Source organism: Vibrio sp. EJY3, assembly GCF_000241385.1.
Taxonomy (GTDB): Bacteria; Pseudomonadota; Gammaproteobacteria; order Enterobacterales; family Vibrionaceae; genus Vibrio; species Vibrio natriegens.
The window spans coordinates 956,988-975,791 of the sequence record NC_016613.1; the positions used below are offsets into that span (position 1 = coordinate 956,988).

Sequence of the window (18,804 nt, forward strand, 5' to 3'; positions counted from 1 at the left end):
CATTCATGAAGAGTAAAGGCTAAGAGGTTAGCGAATGACAGATAAAAGCAAAGAAAGTGGCAGCGGTAAATTGCTGTACTGTTCTTTCTGCGGCAAAAGTCAGCACGAAGTTCGCAAGCTAATCGCAGGTCCGTCAGTGTACATTTGCGACGAATGTGTCGACTTATGTAACGATATAATTCGCGAAGAAATTAAGGATGTTCTCCCTAAGAAAGAATCTGAAGCGTTACCAACGCCAAAACAGATCCGCGAACACCTTGACGACTATGTGATCGGGCAAGATTACGCGAAAAAAGTGCTTGCAGTTGCGGTATATAACCACTACAAGCGTTTACGCAATGGTGATACAACGAGCGAAGGTGTAGAGCTTGGTAAGAGTAATATCCTTCTAATTGGTCCTACAGGTAGTGGTAAAACATTGCTTGCTGAGACACTAGCTCGATTCTTGGATGTGCCATTTACAATGGCTGATGCAACTACGTTAACCGAAGCAGGTTACGTGGGTGAAGACGTAGAAAACATCATCCAAAAGCTTCTGCAAAAATGTGATTACGATGTAGCTAAGGCTGAACGCGGCATCGTATACATTGATGAAATTGATAAAATTTCACGCAAAGCTGAAAACCCATCCATTACGCGTGACGTATCTGGTGAAGGTGTTCAGCAGGCACTGTTAAAACTTATCGAAGGCACGGTTGCTTCTGTTCCACCTCAAGGTGGTCGTAAGCATCCTCAGCAAGAATTCCTACAAGTGGACACGTCTAAGATCCTGTTCATCTGTGGTGGTGCATTCGCAGGCCTTGATAAAGTGATTGAACAACGTGTAGCAACAGGTACTGGTATCGGTTTTGGTGCTGAAGTTCGTTCTAAGAATGAAACCAAAACTGTCGGTGAGCTATTTACTCAGGTTGAGCCTGAAGATCTAGTGAAATACGGTCTGATTCCTGAATTCATCGGCCGTCTGCCAGTAACTACTACATTGACAGAGCTTGATGAAGAAGCGCTTATTCAGATTCTATGTGAACCGAAGAACGCGTTGACCAAGCAGTACGCAGCATTGTTTGAATTAGAAAATGCTGAGCTTGAGTTCCGTGAAGACGCACTACGCGCGATTGCTAAGAAAGCGATGGAGCGTAAAACGGGTGCTCGTGGTCTACGTTCAATTCTGGAAGGTGTTCTGCTTGAAACCATGTACGAGCTACCATCTGCAACAGATGTGAGCAAAGTGGTTATTGATGAATCAGTCATCAATGGCGAGTCAGAACCGCTGCTTATTTACAGCAACGCCGATAATCAGGCCGCTGGAGCAGAGTAAATCAAGCCATGAATAAAAAGGAGGTAAGTAATTACCTCCTTTTTTTATTTCTCTTATTGAATCCAAACAATTAGCCCCCATATACTGCCTTAAGTAATACGTTAAACGTGAAAGCGGAAGAGAGAATTATATGAACTTGGAACGTTCCGAGAGTATCGAGATCCCGGTACTACCTCTACGTGACGTAGTGGTCTACCCGCACATGGTCATTCCATTGTTTGTTGGTCGTGAAAAATCGATTAGCTGTCTAGAAACGGCGATGGAAACAAACAAACAAGTTCTGCTTGTGGCACAAAAGCAAGCGGATACAGACGAGCCAACGGTTGACGACCTATTTGAGGTAGGTACGGTAGCCACCATTCTTCAGCTTTTAAAGCTTCCTGATGGCACAGTGAAAGTACTGGTTGAAGGTCAGCAGCGTGCGAAGATTAATCACTTTAAAGAGAGCGATTTTTTCTTAGCTGAAGCTGAATTCATCGTGACACCTGAGCTGGATGAGCGTGAGCAAGAAGTTATTGTTCGTAGTGCGATCAACCAGTTCGAAGGCTTTATCAAGCTGAACAAAAAAATCCCACCAGAAGTTCTGACTTCGCTAAATGGGATTGATGAAGCCGCGCGTCTAGCCGATACCATCGCAGCTCACATGCCTTTGAAATTGGTCGACAAGCAACAGGTACTTGAGATCATCGACGTTACCGAGCGTTTGGAATTCCTGATGGGCCAAATGGAGTCGGAAATCGATCTTCTGCAAGTTGAAAAACGCATCCGTGGCCGCGTTAAAAAGCAAATGGAGAAGTCTCAGCGCGAGTACTATCTGAATGAGCAAATGAAAGCGATTCAGAAAGAGCTAGGTGAGATGGAAGATGCGCCGGATGAATTTGAAACGCTGCAGAATAAAATCGAAGAGTCCAAAATGCCTCAAGAGGCGCGCGAAAAGACAGAGCAAGAGCTACAAAAGCTTAAGATGATGTCTCCAATGTCTGCGGAAGCAACAGTGGTGCGTAGCTACATCGATTGGATGGTGAGCGTTCCTTGGGCTAAGCGTTCTAAAGTGAAAAAGAACCTGGCTAAGGCAGAAGAGATTCTAAACGAAGATCATTACGGTCTGGAGCGCGTCAAAGAGCGCATTCTGGAATACTTGGCAGTACAAAACCGTATTAACAAGCTGAAAGGCCCAATCCTTTGTCTTGTTGGTCCTCCAGGTGTGGGTAAAACCTCTCTTGGCCGTTCAATCGCATCTGCGACTGGGCGTAAATATGTGCGTATGGCGCTTGGTGGTGTGCGTGACGAAGCTGAGATTCGTGGCCACCGTCGTACTTACATCGGCTCACTACCGGGTAAGCTTATCCAGAAAATGTCTAAAGTTGGGGTTAAAAACCCGCTATTCCTTCTAGATGAGATCGATAAGATGTCTTCTGACATGCGCGGTGATCCAGCATCTGCACTGCTAGAAGTTTTGGATCCTGAACAAAACAACTCATTCAACGATCACTACTTAGAAGTAGATTACGATCTGTCGGATGTAATGTTCGTTGCGACGTCTAACTCGATGAATATCCCAGGTCCGCTTCTTGACCGTATGGAAGTTATTCGTCTTTCTGGTTACACAGAAGATGAAAAACTGAACATCGCGAAACGCCACTTGGTAGATAAGCAGTTGAAGCGTAACGGACTGAAGCCAAACGAGATTGTTATCGAGGATTCAGCGATTGTCGGCATTATTCGTTACTACACTCGTGAAGCGGGTGTACGTAACCTAGAGCGTGAAATTTCTAAGATCTGTCGTAAGGCGGTGAAGAATATCTTGCTGGATAAAGACATCAAGTCTGTGACCGTATCCATGGATAACCTGAAAGAGTACCTGGGTGTTCAGCGTTTTGACTATGGTAAAGCTGACGAAAGCAACCGTATTGGTCAGGTGACTGGTTTGGCTTGGACTGAAGTTGGTGGTGATTTGCTAACGATTGAAACTCAGTCTATGCCGGGTAAAGGTAAACTGACACAGACGGGTTCTCTTGGCGACGTGATGCAAGAGTCTATCCAAGCAGCCATGACAGTTGTTCGCTCTCGTGCTGAAAAGCTGGGTATTAACACCGATTTCTACGAGAAGAAAGACATCCACGTGCATGTTCCTGAAGGTGCGACACCAAAAGATGGTCCAAGTGCTGGTACAGCAATGTGCACTGCTTTGGTTTCTGCGTTAACTGGTAACCCAGTGAAAGCGGAAGTGGCAATGACGGGTGAAATCACACTACGTGGTGAAGTTTTGCCTATCGGTGGCCTAAAAGAAAAATTACTTGCGGCACATCGTGGCGGCATTAAAACGGTACTGATTCCAAAAGATAACGAGCGTGATCTGGAAGAGATTCCAGAGAATGTTATCGCAGATCTGACAGTTATCCCGGTTCAGTGGATTGATGAAGTACTGAAAGTTGCACTCGAGCGAGACCCGGCGGGCGTTGAGTTTGAAGCTAAAAAATAGTGATGTGTAGCAAAAATAAGTAAAAGTTTGCGCTGATAAGCCTAAAAAGGCTTGTCAGCGTTTTTTTTGGGCGCTAAGTTAGTTTTGATAGCTCTCAGCCCTTTATGTATAAGGGTTGAAGCATATTTATTAATTATGGAACGAAAAGTCATCACAAAAATAATCACAGATGGCACAAAGGGGAAATTACAGTGAATAAAACTCAGTTAGTTGAACAAATCGCAGAAAATGCAGATATTTCTAAAGCGTCAGCAGGTCGTGCACTAGATGCATTCATTGAAGCAGTAAGCGGTACGCTTCAAACAGGTGACCAAGTTGCTCTAGTTGGTTTCGGTACTTTCAGCGTTCGTACTCGCGCTGCACGTACTGGTCGTAATCCAAAAACTGGTGAAGAAATCCAAATCGCAGAAGCAAAAGTGCCTTCATTCAAAGCTGGTAAAGCACTAAAAGATTCAGTGAACTAATTCATAGGGCTTTGACTCTATAAAGGCTATTTGAATAACTTTTGCTCAAACAATTCGTTTCGAACAAAAATTTACAATCTTCGGGCCGAACTTTCTTAAATTATGCGCATCATACTGATGCGCATTTCTTTTTCTGGTACTATTGCGGCATTATTTCTATTAGATAGAAGCAGTAGGCTTCAATTGTGGAGAGCAATTAAATTATGATGGATCGACTACGCGAAGGCGTGAATAGCATCGCGGTCAAAATTATCCTTGGGCTTATCATCCTGTCTTTCGTATTCGCAGGTGTAGGTAGCTACATTGTTGGTGGCACTAACAACGCAGCAGCGAAAGTTGGTAACACGGATATCCCTCGTGGCGAGTTCGAGATGGCTTACCAAAATGAGCGTAACCGCATGCAAGCTCAATTGGGTGACTACTTCTCTCAAATGCTGGCAGATCCGGCATACGTTGAATCTTTCCGCAAATCGGTTCTTGATCGTATGATCAATGATGTGTTGCTTGATCAGCAAGCAGAAGCACTTGGTCTTCGAATCAGCGATGAGCAGGTTCGTAGCATGATTCTGGAAATGCCTCAGTTCCAGTCAAACGGCCAATTCGATCAGGAAATCTACCAAGCGTCTTTACGTCGCGCCGGTTTCTCTCCAGATACTTTTGCTGAATACATGCGTCGTGAGCTCGTTCGTGAGCAGCTGCTTAATGCTCTACAAACCAGTGAGTTCACTCTTCCTGGTGAAGTACAAGTTCAAGGTGAGCTTTTCACTCAAACTCGTGATATCCGTACTGTTGCTATCGATTTCGAAGAGTTTGCGAAAAACGTAGAACTAACCGATGAAGAAATTCAAGACTACTACAAAGCAAACCAAGATAACTTTACTCGCCCAGAGCAAGCTAAAGTGGCTTACATTGAACTGTCTGCTGAAGCACTGAAAACACAGATCGAAGTATCTGATGAAGAAGTGCAAAAGTACTACGACGAGCACCTTGATAAATACTCTTCAGAAGAGCAGCGTCGTGTCGCTCATATCCTGGTAGAAGGTGATGATGAAGCGAAAGCTCAAGCGATTTTGGATGAGTTAAATAACGGTGCTGAGTTCGCAACACTTGCAGAAGAAAAATCTGATGACTTTGGCAGCGCTGAAATTGGTGGTGACTTAGGTTGGATTGAGCGTGATGTAATGGACCCGGCGTTTGAGGAAGCGGCTTTCGCACTTGAGAACGTTGGCGATGTGTCAGAGCTAGTGAAGTCTGATTTCGGTTACCACATTATCAAGCTTGAAGAGCTAAAAGATTCAGTTGCAAAACCATTTGCTGATGTAGCTGCTGAAATCAAACAAGAACTGGTTGATCAGAAAGCGGTTGATAAATTCTATGAGCTACAAAATGAGCTTGAACGTGTTGCCTTTGAATACCCAGATTCATTGGACGACGCATCGAAAGCGGTAGATCAAGAAGTGAAAACGACTGGCTTTGTTTCTCAAGCGGATGCACCAGAAGTACTTCGTAACCCAGCTGTGATACAAGCTATCCTAAGCCCGGAAGTTAAAGAAGACGGCCTTAACTCTGAAGCGATCGAAGTGGCACCTGAACACATTGTGGTTGTGCGTGTTGAAGAGGCTCGCCCTGAGACGGTTCTTCCTCTTGACGAAGTGAAAGACCAAGTGGTTACTGAACTTTCACGAGTGAAAGGTGAGCAGGGTGCACTAGAGCTTGGTACAAAAGTTGTCGCGGATCTGAAAGAAGGCAAAACGGAAGTTCTTGCTGAAAATAACTTAGCGTTCGGCGAGAAAGAAACAGTCGATCGTCGCTCTCCGTTTGCACAGACTGTATTTGCTATGGCGAAACCAGTTGAAGGTAAGCCTGTATACGCTCAATCGAAAGATCTAGAAGGCAACGTTGTTGTTATTGAGCTGGATGCGGTTAACTCTGAGCTAGACAGTGCCCTAGAGGATCAAGTAGCGATGCAGATGGAACGTTCATCTTCGCAACAAGATCTGTCTTCTGTACTGGCAGTACTACGAGCGAATACCGACATCGAATACTTTGTTGTGAGCAACTAAGCATTAATAATGTAATTTGCATGTTAACTAAAACGGGTCGCGCAAGCGGCCCGTTTTATTTTCTGCTCAACAAACTTCAATGAATAGCGAGCTTTACCTAAATTAGTTCCGATGTTTTTACCAGCAACAATACTGAGACCATCGTTGAAATTTATATGTCAACTAATAGGGAGAGCATATGTTTAATATGAAATGGGTTTTAACTTTATTGTTATGTGTATTTGCACCGTTTGGGTTGGCAGTAGATACAACAGCGGATAAATATGAAGGAATTGAAATTACCGTAAACATCAATTCAGCGACAGCAGAAGAGATTGCAACAATGCTTAAAGGGATTGGTGACAAGAAAGCGCAAGATATTGTCGATTATCGTACAGAGCATGGCCCATTTAAAACAGTGAGTGACCTGGGGAATGTTAAGGGAATCGGAGATGCTACTTTGAAGAAAAACGAAGGTCGCATCATCCTCTAGCCACGGCTTTTGTTCATTGTGTTATTGAGTTTAGTATCCGGTTACTGTTTTTCGAGCCAAGTTTTTCTTGGCTCGGTTTTTTTTACCCAAACAAACGGCGACGACTGCCTTTTTCCAGCAGTGCCATACCCAGACCGCCAATCGTCCCAAATAGGTGGGCATCAATTGCGACGCGTGCACCAATCATTGCTGCTGTGCTTGTTGATGGGCCGTAAAGCTGTTCCCAAACCACTTTAGCTATCAAACCGCCAACGAGTAATAAGCTGCTTCTTCTGGCTTCGAACACCTCTCTTAACGCCCAAAAGCCAAACAGGCCATGCAGCGCACCAGAAAGTCCCACATAGACTTTCATGTTGGTGAACAAATTAAAAGCACCGACGAAAGTACACAGCAGTAGAAAGACAATGAGGAAGTTTTTTGTACTCGGGCGGAAAACAAAGCTAATAATCCATAGTCCGGCCAGGTTCATGCCTAAATGAGCAAAGTTGGTATGAGTTAAATTTCCTGTTACGATTCGCCACCATTCACCGTGGCGAATATTATAGGCGTGCCACTCGCTCAGGCTCGCCATTGGTTCAAATTGCAGTGCTACGCAGATAACGCTGATGATAGTCAGCAAAGTATAAAGGTTCACTCTATGTCTCGTTATTGTTCTCAGTGTGGAAAATCGCGCAAAGCTTGTATTTGCTCTTGGATTGTACCGCTAGAAAGCGAAGTCGAACTTATCATTCTTCAACATAGTAGTGAAGAGCATCGGCCACTTGGTACGGCACGGATTCTAAAATTAAGCTTAGACAACTGTACTTGTTTGATCGGGGAAGATTTTTCTCAGGATGAAACCCTAAACAACTTACTGGCGGATGGCGATTATGAGCATTTGATTCTCTACCCATCGGAGCAATCCGTATGCCTGTCTGAAGTTGAAGAAGAGAAGCGTATAAACAACAAGAAAATTCGTCTTATCCTGTTGGATGGAACCTGGAAGAAAGCGTACAAGATGTGGCAGCTTTCTTCCAACCTACATGATTTACCAACGGTGAAGTTACCTGCAAACCTTCAAGGCGGGTATACGATTCGAAAAGCACCTTCTCAGAACAGTTTATCGACGGTAGAAGCGGGCTTTTATGCACTAAGCATACTTGAACCTCAACAGAACTTTACGCCTCTGCTGAATGTGTTTGAAAAGATGATTGAGTTTCAAATCGCCCAGATGCCTCCGGGCGTTTTTGAAAAGAATTATCTGAAGGACAGTAACGACTAAAGCACGATCGACGAGAATAATTGTCGATGCAGTTTCTGCGCATGGCTGTCGGTCATAGCTGAAATATAGTCAGCAATGACCCTCATTTTGTCACTTTCAGTGCCAGCCTGACCCCAAAGCTCTTTGGTGTGTATCGGAAGTAAACGTTCAGGCGCGGCCGTCAGCGCTTCAAAGATATCCATGATGATTTGTTGACCTTTGTACTCCACAATTTGCACTTGTGGAACCTGGATGACGTACTGGCTAACGAAGTGTTTCAAAACATCCAGGGCTTTTGCTGTTTGCGGCTCTAAACAAGCATTCCAGGCGAGAAGCGGACTAGTGAAGGCGACATCTACTGGTTTAATTGAAATGCTGGTCAGCAACGCATTGACCATACCGCCAATCGCGTCTTTTCGTTCATGGTGTTTACCGCTGAACAGCATTTGCCCAATGGACTCGATATGTGCCTCAAACCACGGGTCACCACAGTCGGCTAACTGGCTGGCCGCGCCTTCTTGCCATTGATGGGGCGTTACCATGCCAAGAACAATCGCATCTTCTAAGTCATGAACGCCATAGGCGATATCATCGGCTAACTCCATGATGGAGCAATCAAGCGATTTAAAGCGCGTTTTGCTGTGTTCCAAGTCGGATTCTGGCTCATTGCGCATTTGGCTAAGCTGAGCTTTATCATTGTCTGTAAGAGGCTCTAAAACCCAGTCGAACAGCGCTTTGTCGCAGTCGTATATTCCTTTCGCTGGGTACCATTCGTGCGCTTTCAGTTTTCGTTGGTGTTCTGCTGGAGCAGGTAAAACGGTTGAGCGAGTCTGGCTTATTAGGGCGGGGTACTTTATTAGGCCAAGCAGAGTTCGGCGCGACAAGTTCATGCCAAAGTGTTCTGTATACGGCTCTAGCTTGGTCACGATACGAAAGGTTTGAGCATTACCCTCAAAGCCACCATGTTCTCGCATCATGTAATTTAGCGCGATTTCACCACCATGTCCGTATGGAGGATGACCGATGTCATGCGCCAGACAGAGCGAATCTATTAGGCTATCTGATGGTAATAGATTTCGAAATTCCGCTTGTTTCTTTTTAAGCTGAGCAACGATTCCCGTTCCCAGCTGAGCCGCTTCAAGTGAATGGGTTAACCGGGTGCGGTGAAAGTCTTCTAGACTGTTACCGTGCACCTGGGTTTTGGCCTGCAGGCGACGGAATGCGGCAGAGTGCAGGATTCGGGCTCTGTCACGTTGGTACGGGCTTCTGTGGTCATCTCGACGGATCTTATGTTCATCGTCATGGCGTTGTTGCCATTGTGAGTGCAATTCAAATGACACGAATATCTCCTTTGACTAAGACCTTAACTGATTTCATCCAGTGACAACTCAAAGCTTGGTGCAAAGGTAGTCAGAAAGTAATCCATTTCTGGTGTGTGACGCTCTTGCAATGTCACTTCAAGTCTCTTTTTCGCTAAAGCAAACTCGTGGTTACCTGCACTCAATTCCTCTAAGCATTTCAAATAGGCACAAATAGAATCCGCTTGTTTGACAATTTTTGCGTCTTCTTCGTGTGCAGAGTGAGAAAGAAGAAATGGGGCAAAGTCTTCATGAAACTCTTCTGGAAGCATAGACAGAAGCTTTTGCTCTGCAGCGGCTTCAATCTTTTTATACTCTTTCGCGATTTCTGGATTGTAGTACTTAACAGGCGTTGGTAAATCACCAGTAAGCACTTCACTTGAATCGTGATACATCGCGAGAAGGGCAATACGTTCAGGGTTCAGAGCGCCGCCGAACTTCTTGTTTTTGATTAACGCGAGGGCATGGGCAACAAAAGCGACTTGTAAGCTATGCTCCGAAACGTTTTCTGGTGATACAGAGCGCATCAAAGGCCAGCGTTGGATCAGCTTCATTCTTGCCAAGTGGGCGAAAAAATGGCTCTCTTTCATAGCTTTCTCCGTTTCTGGTGTAAAAAAGGAACTCACTAGGAGTTCCTCTAAGCATATGAGAGATCAGTACTAATTACTACCAGTGATTCATTACTGGCTATAAGTCGTTAAGAAGCGTTCGAATCGTCCGATTGCGGTTTCAAGATCTTCGACATGTGGGAGTGTCACGATACGGAAGTGATCCGGTTTTGGCCAGTTAAAGCCGGTGCCCTGAACCAAAAGCACTTTTTCTTGTTTCAGGAAGTCCAACACCATTTGCTGATCGTTTTTGATGTTGTACATCTTGGTATCAATTTTCGGGAACAGATACATAGCGCCTTTCGGCTTAACGCACGATACTCCCGGGATTTGCGTGATCAGCTCATAAGCGCGATTACGCTGCTCGAGCAGGCGACCACCAGGCAAAATCAGTTCATTGATACTCTGGTATCCACCCAGTGCGGTTTGGATCGCGTGCTGCATTGGCACGTTTGCACACAAACGCATTGATGAGAGCAGCTCCAGGCCTTTTATATAGCCAGGTGCGAGGTGCTTCGGCCCTGTAAGGAACATCCAGCCACCGCGGAAGCCACATACACGGTATGCTTTTGACAGGCCGTTGAACGTCATCACGAGCACGTCTTCAGTCAGTGTCGCAACAGAGGTGTGTGTCGCACCGTCGTAAAGAACTTTATCGTAGATTTCGTCTGCAAAAATAATCAGATTGTGCTGACGTGCAATTTCAATGAATTCAAGTAGGAAATCACGGCTGTAAACCGCACCCGTTGGGTTGTTCGGGTTGATTAAAACGATGCCGCGAGTTTTCGGCGTGATTTTACTCTTGATATCTTCTAAATCTGGATACCAGTCTGATTCCTCATCACAAATATAGTGAACCGGTTTACCACCCGATAGTGCCACAGAAGCAGTCCACAATGGGTAATCTGGGGCAGGAATAAGCAGCTCGTCACCATTGTTTAACAGCGCCTGCATCGACATCATGATCAATTCTGATACACCATTGCCTACATAGACATCTTCTACGTCTAGAGAGCGAATGCCTTTACGCTGATAATGCTGAACCACGGCTTTACGAGCTGAATAGATCCCTTTGGAATCGCAGTAACCTTGAGAAGTTGGCAGATTTCGGATTACATCGACTAAAATCTCATCAGGGGCGTCAAAACCAAATGGGGCGGGGTTACCAATGTTTAGCTTTAGGATTTTATGCCCTTCTTCCTCCATGCGCTTAGCATGTTTGAGTACAGGACCCCTAATGTCGTAGCAGACATTATCGAGTTTTGACGACATCCCGATATTTTGCATTGTTTAATTCCTAAAAATTCGTTAATTTCTTTATTAAAATACAATAATTTGTATTTTAATAGAATATATATCTGTAAATTATCTGTTTATAGTCTTTGTTTTGCACCTTTGCTGTTCTACGAGTTTGCAAAAGATCGCATACAGCCTTGATTTGCTTTAGGTCTAAACTTAGAGTAGCCATAAGTTACCCTTTATCCTCACATACTACGAGGTTGATTTGTCACAGTTCCATCAAGCCGTACAAAGAATTATCAAGCGAGTTCAGAAAATACAAGGCAATCCAATGCGTTTGGTCGAGCCTCTTGGCGAGAAACCACACTTTTCATTGATTGATTGGCTTGATGCGCAACCACTTTTTCCCAAGTTTTATTGGCAATCCCGTGATACTCGTGAAGAAGTTGTCGCACTAGGACAATTGCATTCTTTTGTCGACCCTGGTTCAGCCTATACGATTCTGGGAGAGGGCCAGCGAGTTTGGGGCGGGCGCTCTTTTGACGGCCAGCATGAGAAAAACCGTCGCTGCATGACCTCGTTTTTCTTTTTGCCGCAAATAGAACTGATTCGCTTTGATGAGCAATGGTCTTTAGCGGTTAATGTTGCTGAAGATACATCACGTACATTAGCTGGATTACACAAGCTGGCTTGTGATGTCGCAGCCTTAACGCCAATTTCTACTCACATACGGTTAATAGAGCATACTCCGACTCAGCCTGAGTGGGGAGACCTGGTAGACAAAGTACTGAATGGTATTGAAAATGATGACTTCAAAAAGGTTGTTCTGGCACGTCGTTCCACGCTTCACCTCGATAGAGAGTTGAGTGCAGCACAATTGCTCAAAGCAAGTGCCAGCCAAAATCATCATAGCTTCCATTTTCTGTTCAGTTTGGATCGTAAGCACAGCTTTATGGGCTCTACCCCAGAGCGTCTCTATGTGCGGGTGGGGCATGAACTTCATACTGAAGCTTTAGCTGGAACCATTGGTCGTGGGGATAATGCGACCCATGATATGGAACTGGCTAACTGGCTATCGCAAGACCTTAAAAACCTGAAAGAAAATCAGTATGTTGTGGATGATATTGTTGAGCGTTTATCCCCTCACTCTGAATCAGTCGAGGTGGAAACGGAGCCCCGATTGGTGCGACTGAGAAAAGTGCAGCATCTCAAACGTAATATCCACGCAAGCCTCAAAGCTGGCATAAATGGTGTGCAGCTGCTTTCTGCATTACAGCCTACTGCGGCCGTTGCTGGTTTACCTCGTCAAGAGTCTATGCAGTTCATCCTTGAAAATGAGCCGTTTGCTCGAGGTTGGTACGCAGGTTCTATGGGGTACATTAGTCACGAACGTGCGGAGTTTTGTGTCGCTATAAGAAGTGCTTTGGTACTTGGTGATCAAGTTCAGTTGTTTGCCGGGGCAGGGATCGTACCTGGCTCGGTTGCCGAGCATGAATGGGCTGAACTGGATAAGAAAATGTCAACGTTGTTAACGCTCATCTCTGAGCACCCGCCACTTGGAGTGGCATCATGAGTCATGATCAAGCCGTACTAAATCGTATTTGGTCTGAAACACTGTTGATAGAGCTGAATCGATTTGGTGTTGAGCATGTATGCATCGCGCCTGGTTCACGTTCAACACCGTTAACGCTAGAAGCCGCCGATAATCCTAATTTTACGATTCATACCCATTTTGATGAGCGTGGATTAGGCTTTATGGCGTTGGGCTTAGCGAAAGCCAGTCAAAGTCCGGTAGCGGTCATTGTGACTTCGGGTACTGCTGTCGCGAACTTACTACCAGCGATTGCGGAAGCAAAATTAACCGGTGAGAAGCTGGTGCTGTTAACCGCAGATCGTCCGGTAGAACTGGTTGGCTGTGGAGCGAATCAAGCCATCAATCAATTGGGCATTTTTTCTCAACATGTGTCTGCGAGCTTGAATCTGCCAAGTCCGACAGAAACTACGCCGCTTAACTGGTTGCTTACATCCGTTGATGAAGTGATGTTTACACAGCAGCTGGAGGGGAGCGCTGTACATATTAATTGTGCTTTCCCTGAGCCTCTATATTCCACAGGCTCTAAACGCGAATATCAGCACTATCTCAGCTCTGTCACCGCTTGGAGGGAGAGCCGCCGTACTTACACTCAGCGTTTTTCGTCTCTCGCAGTCAGCGACATCCCTTGTTTGGACCAGAAAAAAGGTGTTGTGATCATTGGTAGCTTGCCTTTGGAAGAGTCCGAAGCTGCGCTTTCATTTGCTCAAAAGATGGGTTGGCCGGTATTGGCTGATCCACAAAGTGGTGTCAGCTCTGAGTGGGGACACTACGATTTATGGTTGACCTTGCCGAATCTGGTACAGCAGCTTGAATTGTGTGATCTGATAGTCCAGTTCGGCAGCCGCATTATCTCCAAACGTCTGAATCATTGGATTGAAACTCAGGTTACCCGGGGAGTTGCAGAGCGAGAAACTGAATATTGGTATATTTCCCAGCGCCCAGGCCGAAATAACCAAAGCCATCTGCCGCAACTGCATTGGGTTGAATCGCCAAAAAGTTGGGTGGAACGTGTCTCTGCTGTCAATTCAATTGAGTCTGGATGGGCAAGCCAGCTAAAAGCAGACGTTGAGCAAATCAGCCAGCACATTAGACACTCGTTTTTAAGTGCATCGACCTTCGACTTAAATGAAGTTGCCGTGGCGGTTGATATCGAAGAAAGAGCGAAAAACGTAGACGTCTTTCTTGGCAATAGCCTGTTCGTCCGTTTAGTCGATATGTTTGGTCGTCTGGGCAAAAGTGAGGTGTTTTCTAATCGTGGCGCTTCTGGTATTGATGGAATTCTGGCTACGGCATCTGGCGTACAGCGCTCTCGTGACAATCCATTACTGGTTTATATTGGTGATACATCCGCGTTGTACGATCTTAACTCTCTGTCGCTGTTTACTCATTCGAAGCGGCCTGCTGTTATCGTTATTACCAATAATGACGGCGGTGCCATATTTGATATGCTCCCTGTGCCACAGGAACATCGCCAGACCTATTACCAAATGCCTCATGGTTATCAGTTTGAACATGCGGCAAAACAATTTGGCTTGAGTTACCAACAGCCCAAAACGTTAGAACAGTATCAGGCACTGGTCTCCGATCACTTTGAGCATGGACAAGGCACACTGGTAGTAGAAGTACAAACACCACCTAGCCAAGCGGTGGAACTGATTAAAATATTTAATAAAAACCTGCATGCTAAGTTCTAAATACTTTACGGCAACTGGAAAACACCAAAGCGTCAAACTCCCTACTTTGGTGTTTTTGCATGGCTTGTTAGGAAGTGGGGAGGATTGGCAAACCTGTATCGATGAGTTGACCGAGTTTGAACGGGTGACCATAGACCTACCCGGCCATGGGGCTAGCCAGGCTACCTGTTGCTCCGATTTAGATGATTGCTGCAAATCCCTTAATTCCACACTATCTTTATTATTTTCTTCTCACCAACCGCTTGTTTTGATTGGTTACTCCATGGGTGGCCGAATTACCATGCATGGATTAGCCAAGAACTGCTTTCCAGATCTCAATATTTGCGCCGCGTTTATTGAGGGGGGAAACTTCGGGCTTCAAACAGAGTCAGAGAAACGAGCGAGGTTTGAAAACGACTATCGCTGGGCGTCGCGCTTTGAAATCGAACCTATTGAACACGTTTTGAGCGATTGGTATCAGCAAACGGTGTTTTCTTCACTAAACCATGAGCAAAGACAAACATTGATTGCAAAGCGTAGTGCTAATCTTGGCGATGCTGTCGCGAAGATGTTACGTGCGACATCGCTGGCAACACAGTCGTATCTGTTACCAGCATTACAAGCGCAACCAGTACCGGTTTATTACCTTTGTGGTGCGAAAGATAAAAAATTCTGTCAACTGGCAGCAAATAGCGGGTTGATGTATCGACAAATTGAGGGAGCCGGACACAACGTCCATCAAGAGCAACCCAAACAATTTGCGATGTATATAAAGCAAATAATTCAATCTCACTTAAAGTGAGAGTAACGATAACAATGGGAATCACCATGGCAAAAACAGTAGGCATTTCTGAAGAAGAACTTTACGCTCCGGTTGAATGGAAAGATTGCAGCGAAAAATACGATGATATCCATTATCACAAGTCTGTAGATGGCATCGCGAAAATAACCATCGCGCGTCCACAAGTGCGTAATGCGTTCCGCCCTCAAACAGTGAAAGAGATGATTGATGCATTAGCAGACGCACGTTATGACTCTGCAGTTGGTGTGATTATTTTAACCGGTTTGGGTGAAGATGCGTTCTGTTCTGGTGGTGACCAGAAGATCCGTGGTGATTACGGCGGTTACAAAGATGATCAGGGCACCCACCATTTGAATGTTCTGGACTTCCAACGTGACATCCGTACTTGTCCAAAACCAGTCATTGCTTCTGTTGCTGGCTGGGCTGTAGGTGGTGGTCATGTTCTGCACATGATGTGTGATTTAACCATTGCAGCTGATAATGCGCAGTTTGGTCAGACTGGTCCTAAAGTCGGTTCGTTTGACGGCGGTTGGGGTGCCTCTTACATGGCTCGTATCGTCGGCCAGAAAAAAGCACGCGAGATCTGGTTCCTGTGTCGCTTCTACAATGCGCAAGAAGCATTAGATATGGGCTTAGTGAATACCGTTGTACCACTGGAAGATCTTGAGAAAGAAACCGTTCGCTGGTGTCGTGAAGTACTTCAGCACAGCCCAATGGCGTTGCGTTGTCTGAAAGCGGCGTTGAATGCTGACTGTGATGGTCAGGCAGGCTTACAAGAACTGGCAGGTAACGCGACCATGATGTTCTACATGACCGATGAAGGTCAGGAAGGTCGTAACGCCTTTAACGAGAAGCGTCGACCAGACTTCGATAAATTCCCTCGTAACCCTTAATCCGTATAGAAGAGAAGCCATAGGGCTTCTCTGAATTGAATTTAGAGCCCAAGGATCTTGTCCTTCGGGAGGACGCTGATTTTTCTTCTAGCGTGCTTGGGCTATACGGACTACTAGGAGAGGATTATGCGTAAAGCGAAAATTTACCGTTACTGCCTTCCCATGGATAGTGGCGTTATATTACGTGATAACAAATTGACCGAGCGTGTCGGTTACGTTATTGAGTTAACTGATGATGAGCAGGTTGGCCTTGGTGAAGTGGCCCCTCTTGTGGGGTTTAGCCACGAAACCAGCGATGAGGCGGGTATACAGCTGCAGGATCAGGCTGAACGTTGGGTTGCCGGATTGCCGATTGATTACGCCAATATGGTGCCGTCGGTTGCTTTTGGTTTGTCAATGGCTCAACTTGAACTGGCGGGAGAGTTGCCTCGTGATGGTCAATATCAAGCTGCGCCACTTTGTACCGGTGATCCTGACGAACTGATTCCAAAATTGAACGAGATGGAAGGGGACAAAGTCGCCAAGATCAAAGTAGGGCTTTATGAGCCTATTCGCGACGGTATGTTGGTGAACCTGTTTCTGGAATCCATTCCTCAGCTCACTTTGCGACTTGATGCTAATCGGGCGTGGACACCAGAAAAAGCTCAGCAGTTCGCCAAATATGTAACGCCATCGTTGCGTCAACGGATCTCGTTCTTAGAGGAGCCTTGCCGTTCGCCGGGCGACAGTCTGTCGTTCGCTATTAACACAGGCATTGCGATCGCTTGGGATGAAACCCTACAGGATGCGTCTCGACGTGAAGATTTCCGTCTCGAAGATCTAACCGGCGTAAAGGCTATCATCATTAAGCCGACTCTGATTGGCTCCGTTGATTTTTGTATTAAGCTAATCGAAAAAGCAAAGTCTCTGGGCATGAAAGCGGTGATCAGTTCAAGTATCGAATCCAGCTTAGGATTGACTCAACTTGCACGTTTTGCGAAATGGCAACTTCCTGATGAAGTTCCGGGACTAGACACCATCGGACTGTTTAAATCACAGTTAGAGCAAGGTTGGCCAGAGTGTGAACTTCCAATTGCCCCTCTCGCTGAGCAGGAATTAGTGTGGCAATCAGCGTAGAGCCATTCGCGACAGAAAATAGCGCGATTGCACCTTGGAATTACTGGGCTCAGACGAGCCCATTTTCTACTGCATTAGTGACTCCAGAAGAGCCCTTAACCTGGCAGCAGCTTGAATCTCGTATTGAACATTATGCTCACTATTTGCGGGAGCAAGGAGTAGGGTGCGGAAGCGTTGTTACGCTCGTCGGCAAGAATCAAGCTGAGACGGTGTTGATATATCTGGCGGCACAACAGATAGGCGCTATTGCGGCATTAACTATGCCACAGCCGTTCGAGGCTCTTAACGGCAAGTTGCACACTTTGTACCAGCCAAAACAGCCGCGTTTCATGTGGTTTACCGAAGAGGCATTGGCCTCTTATTCTAAACAAGATCAAACCGCTCTGAACGGCACATTACTGACCTGCCCTAAGAATACATCGCAACCATTAAACGCCAAGCAAGAGAGCGGTTATCGCCATGATAATGCGGCGTCGATTGTCTTCACTTCAGGCTCAACTGGCGTGCCGAAAGCCGTGGTGCATACTCATCGACAACATTTCGCCTCAGCACAAGGTTTGTTGAGTGAGTTTACGTTCACTCAGAAGGATACTTGGTTGTTGTCACTGCCTCTTTATCACGTGTCTGGGCTGGCGATTATGTACCGTTGGTTGTTTGCTGGTGCAACGCTGAAGGTTGGTAATGGTCAGTTGGCACAGGATATTTTAGGTGTCTCTCATGCCTCACTAGTGCCTACACAACTTAAACGATTATTGGATGACAAGGCAGTGCTGTCTTTATCTCATGTTTTGCTGGGAGGGAGCCATGTCGATCATGAGTTGGCTTTGCGTGCAGCAAGTCAGGGGATTGAAACCTGGCTGGGCTACGGTATGACAGAAGCGGCGTCTACAGTGACAGCAAAGCAAATCGACAAAACCAGCAATGCTGGCCACGTGCTCCAAAATCGCGACATCAAGATAGTGGATGGCCGTATTTTTATCGGTGGGCAAACCTTAGCATCTGGCTATTTTTTCCAGGGTGACATTACGCCGTTGGTGGACGAATCAGGCTGGTTTGACAGCAAGGATTTAGGAGAATGGCAGGGCAATGAGCTGAAGATTATCGGTCGTGCTGATAATCAGTTCATCTCAGGTGGTGAAAACATTCATTGTGAAGAGATAGAGGCGGTTCTGAACCAGATCGAGACTGTGGTGCAAAGTATTGTGGTGCCCGTTGAAGATAAGGAGTTCGGTCATCGACCTGTAGCGGTGATTCAAACCGACCAGTTGATGAGTTCAGAGTACTACGAACATTTTCTGCAGGCCAAACTTGAGAAGTTCAAGTGGCCAATCGCGTATCACTCGATGCCAAAGACATTATTAGCGGGTGGAATAAAGGTCTCTCGCAAAGCGGTAAAAGAGTGGCTGCAGGGGAATTGACCAATCTTAAGTAAGGTTAGTCAATTTTGCTATGTGTTAGTCAGAAAGGGAATTTTGTATCCTTATA

The 18,804-nt window shown here is 45.8% G+C and carries 16 protein-coding genes; 12 read left to right on the plus strand and 4 right to left on the minus strand.

What is annotated here, in order from left to right:
* The first annotated feature begins 34 nt into the window (after positions 1-34).
* From clpX to VEJY3_RS04405, 5 genes are all read left to right on the plus strand, one after another.
* Positions 35-1,315 (plus strand): ATP-dependent protease ATP-binding subunit ClpX, encoded by a 1,281-nt coding sequence (gene clpX, locus VEJY3_RS04385; RefSeq protein ID WP_014231221.1) that lies wholly within the window; start codon positions 35-37, stop codon positions 1,313-1,315.
* 130 nt (positions 1,316-1,445) lie between these two features.
* Positions 1,446-3,797, plus strand: coding sequence for an endopeptidase La (gene lon, locus VEJY3_RS04390; protein WP_014231222.1), 2,352 nt, complete (start codon positions 1,446-1,448; stop codon positions 3,795-3,797).
* A gap of 191 nt (positions 3,798-3,988) precedes the next feature.
* Positions 3,989-4,261 carry an HU family DNA-binding protein gene (locus VEJY3_RS04395; RefSeq protein WP_014231223.1) on the plus strand — a complete coding sequence of 91 codons (273 nt, stop codon included), beginning with the start codon at positions 3,989-3,991 and terminating at the stop codon, positions 4,259-4,261.
* 203 nt (positions 4,262-4,464) lie between these two features.
* Complete coding sequence (ppiD, locus tag VEJY3_RS04400; RefSeq protein WP_014231224.1) at positions 4,465-6,324, plus strand: peptidylprolyl isomerase; 1,860 nt, start codon at positions 4,465-4,467, stop codon at positions 6,322-6,324.
* A 187-nt stretch (positions 6,325-6,511) separates the two neighbouring features.
* Complete coding sequence (locus VEJY3_RS04405; RefSeq protein ID WP_081469384.1) at positions 6,512-6,796, plus strand: ComEA family DNA-binding protein; 285 nt, start codon at positions 6,512-6,514, stop codon at positions 6,794-6,796.
* A gap of 82 nt (positions 6,797-6,878) precedes the next feature.
* Here VEJY3_RS04405 and rrtA read toward each other — a convergent pair whose 3' ends face one another.
* On the minus strand, positions 6,879-7,430 hold the full coding sequence (gene rrtA / locus VEJY3_RS04410) for a rhombosortase (RefSeq protein ID WP_014231226.1): 552 nt from the start codon (positions 7,428-7,430) through the stop codon (positions 6,879-6,881).
* A gap of 3 nt (positions 7,431-7,433) precedes the next feature.
* On the opposite strand from rrtA, the gene VEJY3_RS04415 reads away from it, so the two are divergent.
* Positions 7,434-8,057, plus strand: coding sequence for a tRNA-uridine aminocarboxypropyltransferase (locus VEJY3_RS04415; protein WP_014231227.1), 624 nt, complete (start codon positions 7,434-7,436; stop codon positions 8,055-8,057).
* On the opposite strand, the gene VEJY3_RS04420 is transcribed toward VEJY3_RS04415, so the two are convergent.
* The 3 genes from VEJY3_RS04420 to VEJY3_RS04430 all read right to left on the minus strand — a co-directional run bounded on the left by VEJY3_RS04420 (position 8,054) and on the right by VEJY3_RS04430 (position 11,289).
* Complete coding sequence (locus VEJY3_RS04420; RefSeq protein WP_014231228.1) at positions 8,054-9,376, minus strand: anti-phage deoxyguanosine triphosphatase; 1,323 nt, start codon at positions 9,374-9,376, stop codon at positions 8,054-8,056. The genes VEJY3_RS04415 and VEJY3_RS04420 overlap by 4 nt on opposite strands.
* 23 nt (positions 9,377-9,399) lie before the next feature.
* On the minus strand, positions 9,400-9,984 hold the full coding sequence (gene yfbR, locus VEJY3_RS04425; protein WP_014231229.1) for a 5'-deoxynucleotidase: 585 nt from the start codon (positions 9,982-9,984) through the stop codon (positions 9,400-9,402).
* Positions 9,985-10,074: 90 nt separating this feature from the next.
* Positions 10,075-11,289, minus strand: coding sequence for a pyridoxal phosphate-dependent aminotransferase (locus tag VEJY3_RS04430; protein ID WP_014231230.1), 1,215 nt, complete (start codon positions 11,287-11,289; stop codon positions 10,075-10,077).
* A gap of 217 nt (positions 11,290-11,506) precedes the next feature.
* Between VEJY3_RS04430 and VEJY3_RS04435 the strand changes: the two genes are divergently transcribed.
* The 6 genes from VEJY3_RS04435 (at position 11,507) to menE (ending at position 18,737) form a co-directional block, all read left to right on the plus strand.
* The gene (locus tag VEJY3_RS04435) at positions 11,507-12,814 is read left to right on the plus strand and encodes an isochorismate synthase MenF (protein ID WP_014231231.1); all 1,308 of its coding nucleotides are present in this window, start codon (positions 11,507-11,509) and stop codon (positions 12,812-12,814) included.
* The gene (menD, locus tag VEJY3_RS04440; RefSeq protein ID WP_014231232.1) at positions 12,811-14,529 is read left to right on the plus strand and encodes a 2-succinyl-5-enolpyruvyl-6-hydroxy-3-cyclohexene-1-carboxylic-acid synthase; all 1,719 of its coding nucleotides are present in this window, start codon (positions 12,811-12,813) and stop codon (positions 14,527-14,529) included. Before VEJY3_RS04435 ends, menD begins: the two co-directional genes overlap by 4 nt.
* Positions 14,516-15,310 (plus strand): 2-succinyl-6-hydroxy-2,4-cyclohexadiene-1-carboxylate synthase, encoded by a 795-nt coding sequence (menH, locus tag VEJY3_RS04445; protein ID WP_014231233.1) that lies wholly within the window; start codon positions 14,516-14,518, stop codon positions 15,308-15,310. Before menD ends, menH begins: the two co-directional genes overlap by 14 nt.
* Before the next feature lie 26 nt (positions 15,311-15,336).
* Positions 15,337-16,203 (plus strand): 1,4-dihydroxy-2-naphthoyl-CoA synthase, encoded by an 867-nt coding sequence (menB, locus tag VEJY3_RS04450; RefSeq protein WP_014231234.1) that lies wholly within the window; start codon positions 15,337-15,339, stop codon positions 16,201-16,203.
* 126 nt (positions 16,204-16,329) lie between these two features.
* Positions 16,330-17,319, plus strand: coding sequence for an o-succinylbenzoate synthase (gene menC, locus VEJY3_RS04455; protein ID WP_014231235.1), 990 nt, complete (start codon positions 16,330-16,332; stop codon positions 17,317-17,319).
* Entirely contained in the window at positions 17,304-18,737 is a 1,434-nt protein-coding gene (menE, locus tag VEJY3_RS04460; RefSeq protein ID WP_014231236.1) for an o-succinylbenzoate--CoA ligase, read from the plus strand. The genes menC and menE overlap by 16 nt, the downstream gene beginning before the upstream one ends.
* Positions 18,738-18,804: the final 67 nt, after the last annotated feature.